This is a genomic window from uncultured Desulfovibrio sp. (assembly GCF_910584445.1).
GTDB lineage: Bacteria > Desulfobacterota > Desulfovibrionia > Desulfovibrionales > Desulfovibrionaceae > Desulfovibrio.
Map to the genome: position 1 here is coordinate 24,978 of NZ_CAJUBO010000025.1, position 11,908 is coordinate 36,885.

General features: G+C 68.7%; 10 protein-coding genes. 7 read left to right on the forward strand and 3 right to left on the reverse strand.

What is annotated here, in order from left to right; all coding sequences use genetic code 11:
* Positions 1-50 precede the first annotated feature (50 nt).
* The 3 genes from QZ294_RS10300 (at position 51) to hemW (ending at position 3,387) form a co-directional block, all read left to right on the forward strand.
* The gene (locus tag QZ294_RS10300; RefSeq protein WP_297050085.1) at positions 51-629 is read left to right on the forward strand and encodes an isochorismatase family protein; all 579 of its coding nucleotides are present in this window, start codon (positions 51-53) and stop codon (positions 627-629) included.
* Positions 630-790: 161 nt separating this feature from the next.
* Positions 791-2,014 (forward strand): nicotinate phosphoribosyltransferase, encoded by a 1,224-nt coding sequence (gene pncB, locus QZ294_RS10305; protein ID WP_297050089.1) that lies wholly within the window; start codon positions 791-793, stop codon positions 2,012-2,014.
* An 80-nt stretch (positions 2,015-2,094) separates the two neighbouring features.
* Positions 2,095-3,387 (forward strand): radical SAM family heme chaperone HemW, encoded by a 1,293-nt coding sequence (hemW, locus tag QZ294_RS10310; protein ID WP_297050096.1) that lies wholly within the window; start codon positions 2,095-2,097, stop codon positions 3,385-3,387.
* A 53-nt stretch (positions 3,388-3,440) separates the two neighbouring features.
* Here the strand turns inward: hemW and QZ294_RS10315 are convergent, their stop codons facing one another.
* The 3 genes from QZ294_RS10315 to QZ294_RS10325 are packed head-to-tail and all read right to left on the reverse strand — an operon-like array spanning position 3,441 to position 6,293.
* Positions 3,441-4,262, reverse strand: a complete 822-nt coding sequence (locus QZ294_RS10315) for a tetratricopeptide repeat protein (RefSeq protein WP_297050106.1) — start codon at positions 4,260-4,262, stop codon at positions 3,441-3,443.
* 1 nt (position 4,263) lies between these two features.
* Entirely contained in the window at positions 4,264-5,025 is a 762-nt protein-coding gene (locus tag QZ294_RS10320) for a nicotinate-nicotinamide nucleotide adenylyltransferase (RefSeq protein WP_297050110.1), read from the reverse strand.
* Positions 5,022-6,293, reverse strand: a complete 1,272-nt coding sequence (locus QZ294_RS10325; RefSeq protein ID WP_297050115.1) for a glutamate-5-semialdehyde dehydrogenase — start codon at positions 6,291-6,293, stop codon at positions 5,022-5,024. The genes QZ294_RS10320 and QZ294_RS10325 overlap by 4 nt, the downstream gene beginning before the upstream one ends.
* A gap of 176 nt (positions 6,294-6,469) precedes the next feature.
* Between QZ294_RS10325 and QZ294_RS10330 the strand changes: the two genes are divergently transcribed.
* The 4 genes from QZ294_RS10330 to QZ294_RS10345 all read left to right on the forward strand — a co-directional run bounded on the left by QZ294_RS10330 (position 6,470) and on the right by QZ294_RS10345 (position 11,709).
* On the forward strand, positions 6,470-7,192 hold the full coding sequence (locus QZ294_RS10330) for a tetratricopeptide repeat protein (protein WP_297050120.1): 723 nt from the start codon (positions 6,470-6,472) through the stop codon (positions 7,190-7,192).
* Between the two features lie 71 nt (positions 7,193-7,263).
* Positions 7,264-9,141, forward strand: coding sequence for an indolepyruvate ferredoxin oxidoreductase subunit alpha (gene iorA, locus QZ294_RS10335; protein WP_297050127.1), 1,878 nt, complete (start codon positions 7,264-7,266; stop codon positions 9,139-9,141).
* A gap of 320 nt (positions 9,142-9,461) precedes the next feature.
* A complete protein-coding gene (locus QZ294_RS10340) occupies positions 9,462-10,067 on the forward strand; it encodes an indolepyruvate oxidoreductase subunit beta (protein ID WP_297050132.1) in 606 nt (201 codons plus the stop codon).
* Between the two features lie 205 nt (positions 10,068-10,272).
* Complete coding sequence (locus QZ294_RS10345; protein ID WP_297050138.1) at positions 10,273-11,709, forward strand: carbon starvation protein A; 1,437 nt, start codon at positions 10,273-10,275, stop codon at positions 11,707-11,709.
* Positions 11,710-11,908 lie beyond the last annotated feature (199 nt).

Sequence of the window (11,908 nt, forward strand, 5' to 3'; positions counted from 1 at the left end):
CGCGTTTTCCCGCGCGGGCCGGCGCCCGCAACAGCAGCCCGGGGGGCGGCATGCAGCGTCTTCTCCTTGTCGTGGATCCGCAGCTCGATTTCATCACCGGCAGCCTGCCCGTGCCGGGGGCGCAGGCGGCCATGGATGCGCTGGCCGGGGCGCTCCGGGCGGCGGACGGCGCGTATGCGGCCAAGATCGTCACCGCGGACCGTCATCCCTATGACCATTCCTCGTTTCGCGAGGCGGGCGGCCAGTGGCCCCGTCACTGCGTGGCGGACACGGTGGGCGCGGCCCTCTGGCCGGCGCTCGTGCCCGCGCTCTACGAGACGGCGGGCCGTTGCGTCGTGCTCCACAAGGGACAGGAGCGCGAGCGCGAGGAATATTCCATTTTCCAGAATGCCGACGCCCGCGAGCGCATCCTCGCCACCGTGGAGCGGCTGGGCGTCACGCGCGTGGACATCTGCGGCCTGGCCGGGGACATCTGCGTCCTCTCCACCCTGCGGGACGGGGTGGAACTGCTGGGCGCCGGGCGCTTTGCTGTTCTCGGGTCCTTTTCTCCCTCTCTGGACGGCGGGGCGGCGCTTGCGGACTATGCCGCCGGCGCCGGGGTCCCTGTGGAAGCGGTCGCGGCCCGGTAGGGCCTCCCGCGGGCGCGGGGCCACGATCTCACGGCAGGTCCGCCCGCGCCTGCCTTCAACCCGCGTGCGGAACGCGCGTCCATGCCGCCGCGGCCGCCTGTCAGGACGGCCGGCGGGGCATCGTGGACGCCGGGAGGTTCCGGGCGCCGCCGGAAAACGCCATGCGACAGATCATCACCCACTTCACCGACGACGATCTCTACAAGTTCACCATGTGCTGCGCGGTCATCGACAATTTTCCGCGCGCCCAGGTGAAGTATTCCTTCACCGACCGGGGGGGCACGGTCTATCCCGCCGGCTTCGGCCGCGAGCTTGAACGCCAGATCGCCATGCTCGAGGACGTGGTCATCACGGATGAGGAGATCGCGTTCATGAAGCGGCGTTGCCGCTATATCCCCCACTGGTTCTACAGTTTCCTGCGCGGCTTCCGGTACGACGCGAGCCTCGCGCGCGTGCGCCAGGACGCCTCGGGGCATCTCCAGGTGGAGTTCGAGGGCTGCTGGACCACTACCATCCTGCTTGAAGTCAAGGTGCTCGCCATCATTTCCGAGCTGTACCTCATGATGACCGGGCGCGATGCCGGGCTGGACCTCGCCGCCTTTGCGGAGAAAACGCGCGCCAAGGCCGAGCGCCTGATCCGCAACGGCTGCATCTTCAGCGATTTCGGCACGCGCCGGCGCGCGTCGTTCGCCGCGCAGGAGGCGGCCATCCGGGCGCTTGCCGGGGTGGATGCCGCGGCGACCGGTCCCGGCCGCTTCACCGGCACGAGCAATGTCTATTTTGCCATGAAATACGACCTCGTGCCCGTGGGCACCATGGCCCACGAGATCATCGCCGCCATCGGCGGCATGTACGGCCCGCAGATGGCGAACTATCTCGCCATGAAGGCGTGGTCGTCCACCTACCGCGGCTCGCTCGGCACCTTTCTGTATGACACCTTCGGCTGGGAGATCTTCAGCCTGAATTTCTCCGAGGATTACGCCAACATGTTCAAGGGGCTGCGCGTGGACAGCGGCGACAACCGCGAGGAACTCGAAAAGATCGCGGCCAAGTACCGTTCGCTCGGCATCGACCCCGCCACCAAGCAGGTGGTCTTCAGCAACGCGCTCACCGTGGACCAGGCGGTGGAGATCCAGCATTTCGCCGCGCCGGTCTGCCAGCCCTCGTTCGGCATCGGCACCCACTTCACCCATGATTTTCCCGGCGTGGACCCGCTGAACATCGTCATCAAGCTCGTGGCCGCCAAGATCACCGAATCCTGGCCGTTCTTCAACGAGACCTGCAAGCTCAGCGAAGAGGCGGCCAAGCATACGGGCGATCCCGCCGTGGTGCGCCGCTTCATGGAGTCCATCCACATGATTCCGCCGGCGGGCGCCGGGTCCTGAGGCTCCCGCGCCGCGGCACGTTCCTTGCATTTTCCGCCGCATCGCCGCGCCGCGCGGCAAAACTCCGGCAGGGCCACGCCATGCTCGTCTATATCCATGTTCCCTTCTGCCGCACGCGCTGCAACTACTGCGCCTTCCACTCCACGCCCCTGGGCCGCGGGGTGGAGGCGGCCACCTCGCCCCAGGTCCGCGACTATGTGGACACCCTGCTCATGGAGCTGGCCTTCCACGCCGACACGCTCGGCGGCACCGCCGTGCAGAGCGTCTTTTTCGGCGGCGGCACGCCGAGCCTGCTGCCGCCGCGCATCGTGGGCGTCATTCTGGAGCGCCTGGCCCGCCACTTCCAGCTCGGCGCCAAGACGGAAGTCACGCTGGAGGCCAATCCCGAATCCCTGCGCGGGCCGCGCGCCGTGGCCGACCTGCTGGCCGCGGGCGTCAACCGCTTGTCCATCGGCATCCAGAGCCTTGACGAGTCCATGCTCCGCACTCTCGGGCGCCCGCACAAGGCGCAGGACAGCATGCACGCGGTCTTTGCCGCGCGCGAGGCGGGGTGCGCCAATATCAGCATGGACCTCATGTGGGGCCTGCCGGGGCAGAGCGTGCGCCAGTGGCTCCAGACCCTCAAGGACGCCGTACGCATGGCGCCGGACCATATCTCGGCCTACGGACTCACGCTGGAGCCGGGCACGCCGCTGGAGCTGGAGTGCGAAGAGGGGCGTCTGGCCCAGCCGCCCGAGCGGGACCAGAACATCATGTTCATGGAGGGCGCGGCCTTTCTGGAGGCGCAGGGCTACCTCCACTACGAGATCTCCAATTTCGCGCGCATGGGCTTCCAGTGCCGCCACAATCTCGGCTATTGGGAAGGCGCGGAGTATCTCGGTCTGGGGCCGTCGGCCACGTCCACCATCGCCGGCCGCCGCTGGACGAATCCCGCAAGCCAGCGCGCATGGGACAGCCGGGTGCGTTCCGGCGCGCTGGGCCAGGCCCCGGAAGTGCTCACCCCCGGCGTGCGCGTGCTGGAACTCATCATGCTGCGCCTGCGGACGGCGCGCGGCCTGCGCCTGCGGGCCTATCGCGACCTTACGGGACGCGACTTTCTCCGCGATCACCAGCGGCTCATCCAGGCCCTGCACGAAAACGGCTTGATCCGCATCCGCAACGGCTATCTGCGGCTCACGCGCAGCGGCATGCTCGTGTCCAACGCGGTCATTTCCAACCTGTTCGAGCGCACCGAGGCCGTGCTGGCGCGCGAGCCGCTCCCGGCGGACGGCGCGGCGCCCCTGGCCGCGCGCGAGGAGATGCCCGCCCCGCCGCTGGCCGCGAAAAGCCCGCGCGAAGCGGAGGTCCGGCCCGTGGTCTGGCCCACGGCCTGAGTTCCGGCAGCCCGGCTTTCCAACTGGTCCGGGGCCTCGGCGGAGCCGTCGCCTCAGCGCCGGGAGGAGAGCGCCTGCATCACCTCGTTGGCCTCGGGCTGGTCGGGGTCGCCCTGGAGGGCGCGGATGGCGAGTTCCTCGGCCTTGTCGCGCTTGCGCCAGTCCCAGTACATCTTTGCCATCTTGCCGAACGTGTTGGGGTGGCCGCCGAAGGTGCGGAGGATGGCCTTGTAGACATTCTCGGCGCGTTCATATTCCCGCAGCTCCGTCCATGCGGCCACGGCGCCGGTATAGGCGGCGGAAGCGCGCGGCTCGTGTTCCATGGATTCCTCATACATTTCCGCGGCTTCCGCGAGCTGCCCCGCGGCCGCGAAGATCTGGCCGAGCTGGACGCGGATGCCCTCCTCCTCGCTGAATTCCTCGGCCACGCGCTTGAGGAAGGCGCGTCCCTTGGCATACTGGCCGTCGTTGAGCAGCTGGACGCCGGTCTCGATGAGGCTCTTCTTGCGCTCCAGTCGCGCCTCGGCCTCGCGGCGCACTTTTTCCTCGGCCTCGTTGACCATGATCTTGGCAAGCCCCTCGAGCACGGTGGCGATGGCCGCCTCCTTGCCCTGCTGGTAGGGGATGCTCCTGGGCTTGCCGCTGTGGGTGGGGTCGAGCAGGGACTGCATGGCCTGGTGGTGGGTGAGGGCGTTGAGAAATTCGCAGATCTGGATATCCATTTCGGCGCGGGGTCCGCGCATGAGCTGGACCCCGGCGTACTGCCGCAGGGCCGCGCTCATGGCGCCCAGGGCGCGGGTGACTTCGTTGCGGCGCAGGTAGCCGTTGGCGCGGGCGATGTTTTCGCGCAGTTCCTTGGGGGCGACTTTGAGCATGTCAGCGGTTCTCCCTCCAGGAGGCCGTGACGACCTCCCTGTGTTGTTCCAGCAGGTGCAGGACCTCGCGCGGCAGCAGGGCCGCCGGCGGATGGCCGGAAAGCCATGCCGCCCGGATCTCCGAAGCGCTCACCGCCTGTGGCGGCAGGGGCAAAAGCAGCGTCTCGCCGCCGCCGGGCAGGAGCATGCGCGGGACGGGGTCCGCCGCGTCCGGCCCTGCCGCGGGCAGGGGGGGCGCTTCCCGCGCGCCCGGCCAGTGTGCGCGCGTCACGGCGCGGAAGGCGTCGGCATCGGCCACATTGCCGCGCGGCGCCACCACGAGCCGGCACAGCGCCGGCAGTTCCAGACCCCGGCGCCATGTGGGCAAAAGCGCGTAGTCCTGTCCGCCCATGAGAAAATACGGCTCCACGCCGGGCGCGGCCGCGCGAAAGGCGGTCAGGGTGTCCCAGGTATAGGAAGGCCCGCTCCGCTCGCCTTCCATGCGGTTGCAGCGCAGCGGCGGGCGCCCGCCCGGCGCGTTTCCGCCGCCGGCGGCCTCCCGAATGGCGGCTTCCACCAGCGCGCAGCGCAGTTCAAAGGGCAGGATGCCCCCGCCCGGCTTGTGCGGCGGCCGCGCGCTGGGGACAAGATCCACGCCGTCCACGCGGCCGGCCAGCAGGCGCAGGGCGGCGAGGGCCACGTCCACATGGCGCTGGTGCGGGGGGTTGAAGGTGCCCCCGTAGAGGATGCGCCCCGGGGGCGCGGCGCCCGCGTCCCCCGTCATCGGCGGATCTGGCCCTCTCCCAGGACCACGAACTTGGCCGTGGTCAGCTCGTTGACGCCCATGGGTCCGTAGGCGTGGAGTTTGGAGGTGGAGATGCCGATCTCCGCGCCCAGGCCGAGCTGCCCCCCGTCGTTGAAGCGCGTGGAGGCGTTGACGGCCACCATGGAGGCGTCGGCCTCGCGCAGGAAGCGCCGGGCGCGTCCCTGGTCGCGCGTGCAGATGACCTCGCTGTGGCGCGAGCCGTAACGCGCGATGTGTTCCAGGGCCGCGTCCATGTCGTCGACCACGCGCACGGCCAGGATCAGATCGTGAAATTCCTGGCCCAGGTCTTCCGGCGTCTGGGGTCTCGCCGTCGGCCCGAGCAGCGGCAGCGAATCCGGGCAGGCCCGGAACTCCACCCCGGCGCCGCCCAGAGCCGCCGCCACGGCGGGCAGGAAGGCCGCGGCCTCGTCCCGGTGGACGAGCAGGCATTCCAGGGCGTTGCAGACGCCGGGGCGCTGCGTCTTGGCATTTTCCACGATGCTGAGGGCCTGACCGAGGTCCGCGCCCGCGTCCACATACAGGTGGCAGACGCCCTTGTCGTGCTTGAGCACAGGCATGGTCGCGGCTTCGCTCACGGCCCGCACCAGCCCTTCGCCGCCCCGGGGGATGATGACATCGATGCAGGTGTCGAGCCTGCAGAGCGCGGTGACGGCCGCGCGGTCCGTGGTGTCCACCAGCTGGACGGCATCGGCGGGCAGCCCCGCGTCTTCCAGGGCCGCGCGCAGCGCGTCCGCCAGCGCCCGGTTGGAGCGCACGGCCTCGCTGCCGCCGCGCAGGATGACCGCGTTGCCCGCCTTGACGCAGAGGATGGCCGCGTCCACCGTCACATTGGGCCGCGCCTCGTAGATCATGGCAATGACGCCGAGCGGCACGCGCATGCGCCCCACCAGAAGACCGTTGGGCCGTTGCCACTGCCGCTCCGTCACGCCCACCGGGTCGGACATTTCCGCCACATGCAGGCAGGCGGCGCGCATCTCCGCCAGGATGGCCGGGGTGAGCGTCAGGCGGTCCAGGCGCGGGGCGTCCAGCCCGGCGGCGCGGGCCTGGGCCACATCGTCGGCGTTGGCGGCCAGGATGGCGGCTTCGCGTTCGCAAAGCAGCTCCGCCACGCGGGAGAGGAAGCGGTCCTTGGCTCCCGGCGTGGCCGCGGCCATGCGCCGGGCGGCGGCGCGCGCCCGCAGGCCCAGCTCTTCCACCTGTTTCGTATCTTCCGCTGTCCAGGTCATCCTGCCCTCCGGCAACGCGCGTCCAGCCCACGGCTCCCGCAACGGGAGCAGGGCTTTTGCTTTGACAGGACGCGCGGCTTTGGCGTATGAAACGGGAATGTGACCGGGTCTCCCGGCCGGGCCATGGCGGCCCGGAGCGTGGATGCCCGCGCCCCTCCCCGAGGAGGTTTAGATACATGAATCCGCAAAAGAATCAAGACGAGGCGGCCTCTCCCCTCCTGCGTGACATCCAGGCGGAAGTCAGCGCCGAAAGCGCGCCGCTCTTGCGGTTCATCACGCGCTACGCGGGCGCCATCGCGGGCGTCGTGCTCATCCTTCTGCTGGCTCTGGGCGGCATGGCCGCCTGGAACTGGTACCATACCGGCAAGCAGGAGGAGGCGCGCCAGGAGCTTGCGCGCATCAACGCCCAGCTCAAGGGCAAGGACCGCGACGCCGCGCTCTCCAGGCTGGCGGCCGATGCCCCGGACAGCACCAAGCTCTTCATCTATATGAGCCTCGGCCAGAGCGCCCAGGAAAACGGCGACCCGGTCCTGGCCGCGGATGCCTATGCCAGGGCCGCCAAGCTCGACGGCGACGGCGCCCTCGGCCTCACGGCCGCCCTGGGCAGCGTGGGCAGCCTGCTCATGCAGAACGAGAATGTCCAGGCCCTGGCCCTGCTCCAGGAGCTGGAAGCGCGCCTGCCGGAGTCGCGCCGTTCGGTCCAGCTGCGGCAGATGCTCGCCGAGGCGGCCTCGCGCGCCGGGCAGACGGAGCTTGCCGCCGCGACCTACCGCAGCCTGGCGGAAGAGGTGAAGACGCCCGAAGCGGCGTATTTCCGCGCCCGCGCCGACGCGCTGGCGGCCGAGCTTGGCCGCAAGGATGCCCCCGCGGCGCCGGCCGGCGAAGCCGCGCGGCCCTGAACCGTACGCCGTTTCCGTTTCGGGAAGGCCAACATCGATCCCGGCGCCCGCGCGCCGGGCCGGAGACTGCCGTGGACCCACTCCTGCGCGACGCCCCAGGCGAACGTCATCTGCTCCTGGGCAACGAAGCCATCGTGCGCGGCGCCCTGGAAGCGGGCGTCCATATGGTGACGTGTTATCCGGGCACCCCGTCTTCCGAGGTGCCGGACACCTTTGCCCGGCTGCGGGCGCAACTGGCCGCCTCCGGCCGTGATCCCGGCTTTTCCGTCGAATATTCCACCAATGAAAAGGTTGCGCTGGAGGTCGGCGCGGGCGCGGCCCTGGGCGGGGCGCAGTGCCTTGTGACCATGAAGCATGTGGGGCTCAATGTGGCGGCGGACCCGCTCTTCACGGCCGCCTATGTGGGGCTGCCCGGCGGTCTTGTTCTCCTGAGCGCGGACGACCCCGGCTGTCATTCCAGCCAGAACGAGCAGGATAACCGCCAGTACGCGCGCGCGGCCCATGTGCCGTGCTTTGAGCCAGCGTCGGCGCAGGAGGCCAGGGACATGACCGTGGCCGCCTTTCGTCTTGCCCGCGAGCTGGAGCAGCCGGTCATGCTGCGTACCACCACGCGCGTGAGCCACATGCGCGGCCCGGTGACGCTGGGCGCCCTGCCCGCCGCCGCGGAACACGCGCCCATGCGCCGCGAGCCGGGCCGCTTCGTGCCCGTGCCCGCCGTGGCGCTGCGCCGCCACCGCGCGCTGGACGCCCAGATGGAACGGGCGCGGACCGTGGCCGAGGCAAGCCCCTTCAACAGCGTGCGGCCCGCCCGGGGCACGGAGCGCGGACCCCGGCGCGGCATCATCGTCAGCGGCCCGGCGCGCAACTATCTGGCGGATGCGCTCCACGCCGACGGGCTAGAAGGGGCGGCGGCCGTGCTGGAGCTGGGCATGACCTGGCCCCTGCCGGCGGAGCTGCTGGCGGGCTTTCTTGCCGGGTGTGACGAAGTTCTGGTGCTGGAGGAAGGCGCGGCCCTGCTGGAGCGGGACGTGCGCGCCCTGGCGCAGGAGCGCGGCCTTGCGGCGCATATCGCCGGCAAGGATGCGGGACTGACGGGCTTTGGCGAATTTTCCCTCGATCTGGTACGCAGGCGTCTGGCGCGCTGGTTCGGGCGTCCCGAGCCGGAAGCCCCGGCCGCTGCCGCGGGCGAGGCCCTGCCGGGCAGGCCGCCCAACCTGTGCCCCGGCTGCGCGCACCGCGCCGTCTATTATGCGGCGCGCAGGACGTTCGGGGACACGGCGGTCTATTCCAGCGACATCGGCTGTTACACGCTCGGGCTTTTGCCGCCGCTGCGCACGGCGGACTTTCTCGTCTGCATGGGATCGTCCATCTCGGCCGGGAGCGGCTACGCCCGCGCCTCGGGCGGCCCGGTGCTGGGCTTCATCGGGGATTCCACCTTCTTCCATTCCGGCATGACGGGCCTTGCCAACGCGGTGTTCAACCGGCATGACATCCTCGTGGTCATCCTGGACAACGGCACCACGGCCATGACCGGGCATCAGCCCAATCCCGGCATGGTGCAGGAAGTGCTCGGCGAGGCGGCGGCGCATCTGGACATAGAATCCATTGTCCGCGCCCTGGGCGTGGAGCACTGCCGCAAGGTGCGCGCCACCAATCTGGCGGCGCTCACGGCGGCCTTCGAGGAGCTGGGCGCGCTTTCCGGGGTGCGTGTGCTCATCGCCGAGGAGCCGTGCGTGCTTTATGCGCGGCGCAGGCTCGGCAAGGGGCGCCCCCGCGTGGCGGAAGTGGTCCGCCAGGGCGCGGAGGCCGTGCGCTGCCTTGAGGAACTGGCCTGCCCGGCCTTTTGCCGCAACGGGGATGAGGTGTCCGTGGACGAGAGCCTGTGCACGGGCTGCATGTTCTGCCTTCAGGCGGCGCCGGGCGTTTTCCGCGCGCGGAACCGGGCCTGACGGAGAGGGTCCCGCGCCCTTTGTTTTTTTTATGGTATACACTGCGGTTGACGGATATTCCACGTTCCGTCTGGAGCGGAGCGACAGACGGATGCTGGTGCCGAAAGAATCCTAAAAAATAAGATACTTCGAGGCTGGCAAGGAAGAAAAAATTTTTCGCAGGGAGTGTACTCATGTACTCGACCAAGAAAAATTTTCTCTGACGCAGCCAGCCTCGAAGGAGCTGTTTTTGACGGAGAATTTCGGCATTAACCACACAGCACAGGCGCGTCATCAATCAAAAAGTATACCATAACCTTGTTTTTTCCTGCGGAGAGCCAATGAAAACGGAAGCACGCGAAGCGCGGCTGCGCATCTATTTTGTCGGCGTGGGCGGCCAGGGCACGCTGACGGCCACCAATCTGCTGGCACGGGCGGCTCTGGACGCCGGTCTTGAAGCCGTTGGCGGCGAAGTGCACGGCATGGCCCAGCGCGGCGGCGTGGTGGAGTCCGCCCTGTTGCTCGGCGGCTGGCGCTCGCCCCGCGTGGATCACGGCGAGGCGGATGTCCTCCTTGGCTTCGAGCCGCTGGAGACCCTGCGCGGGCTGCCCTACCTGCGGCGCGGCGGCGCGGTCTTTTCCAGCAGCGACCCGCTGGTTCCCCTCAGTGTCGCTCTCGGTCAGGCGACCTATCCCGGCATGGAGCGCATCCGGCGCGAAGTGGCGGCCGTTGCGGACCGGCACTGTTTTTTGCCCTGCCGCAGCCTCGGCAGGGAGGCAGGCTCGGTGCAGAGCGGGGGCACGGCGCTTCTGGGCGCGGCCTGCGCCTCCGGCCTTTTGCCGCTGGACTTTGACGCCCTGACCGCCGCCATACGCCGCCATCTGCCCGCCAGGATCCAGGCGGCCAATCTGGCGGCCGCGGAGCTTGGCCGCGCGGCGCTGGCCTGAAGTCGTGGACGGGGCGCCGGTTTTCGGGCGCCCCGCTTTTTTCCGCCCGCGCGGGGGTCCGTTCCTCCCCTTGTTCCCGCGTTTTCCGCGTTCCGTTATTGACAGCCGTTGCGAAGCTTCATAATGAAGCCTTACGGTCCGCGGGAAATGGGGTTCCCGCGCGGCGGCGTCCTGTTCAGGCGTGTCCATTCAGGAGGGTAAGGATATGCCCAATTCCCTGTATTTCGTTTTGGCGACGGCGGCCCTCATCGTGGGCTACATCGTCTATGGCGGCATCGTGTCGAAAGTCTTCGGCACCCAGCCCGAACGGCCCACTCCGGCCAAAACCATGGCTGACGGCGTGGACTATGTGGAAATGCCCACATGGAAAGTCTGGCTCGTCCAGTTGCTGAACATCGCCGGCGTGGGACCGGTCTTCGGTCCCATCCTCGGCGCGCTCTGGGGACCGTCCGCCCTGGTCTGGATCGTCATCGGCACCATTTTCGCCGGCGCGGTCCACGACTTCATGGCCGGCATGCTCTCCGTGCGCTATAACGGCGCCAACGTCCCGGCCATCGTGGGCTACAATCTCGGCAACATCGCCAAGCAGGTCATGCGCGTCTTCGCCGTGGTGCTCCTCGTTCTGGTGGGCGTCGTCTTTGTGGCCGCTCCGGCCGGCCTGCTCGCCAAGCTCACGCCCGCCTCGCTCAATCTCACCTTCTGGGTGTGCGTGATCTTCGCCTATTACTTCATCGCCACCATCATGCCCATCGACAAGATCATCGGCAACTTCTATCCGGTGTTCGGCGCCATCCTCATCATCATGGCCGTGGGCATCACCACCATGATGTTCGTCAGCGGCACGGAATTCTACAATTCCGCGCACTGGGCCAACCAGCATCCCAAGGGCCTGCCCATCTTCCCGCTGGTCTTCATCACCATTGCCTGCGGCGCGCTGTCCGGCTTCCATGCCACCCAGTCGCCGCTCATGGCCCGCTGCATGGCTAATGAAAAGCTCGGCAAGCCCGTCTTTTACGGCAGCATGGTGGCCGAGGGCTTCATCGGCCTGGTCTGGGCCACGGTGGGCATGAGCTTCTACCACGGGCCGGAAGCCCTGCAGGCGGCCATCGCCGCGGGCGGACCCGGCAACGTGGTCACCGAGGCCTCCCTGGCGCTCATGGGTCCCGTGGGCGGCGTGCTCGCCATCCTCGGCGTGGTCGTCCTGCCCATCACCTCGGGCGACACGGCCTTCCGCGCCGCGCGCCTGACCATCGCCGAAGCCTTCAACTATTCGCAGAAGGCCATCGCGCCGCGCCTTTACCTGGCCGTGCCCATGTTCCTCATCGGCATCTTCCTTTCCCAGGTGGATTTCACCATCATCTGGCGCTACTTCGGCTGGGCCAACCAGACGCTCGCCACCATCGTGCTCTGGGCCGGCGCGGCCTACCTCGTGCGCCGCGACCGCTTCCACTGGATCTGCACCGTGCCGGCCATTTTCATGACCGCCGTCTGCACGTCCTATATCTGCTACGAGCCTACCATGGGCTTTGCCATCTCCATTGACATCGCCAACATCATCGGTGTCATCGTAGCCATCGTGGCCTTTGTGGCCTTCATGATGCTCGGCCGCAAGCCCGTGGCCGGCGCGCCCGTCAACTGCTGATGCGCTTTCGGCGGCCCGCGCGTGCGGGCCGCCGTGAAATCGACGCCTGAGCATGCAACGGATCCCCACGCGCCGGCAGGCCCGTTGCGCGGCATCGCAGTCATCGGGCCGACGACTGACCGTTAGGCTCAGGCCTCATTAAAACCCGTTATGGTTTTTTCAGCGAGGAAAAGAGGTTTTTCCGCTGGCCGCCCGAAGC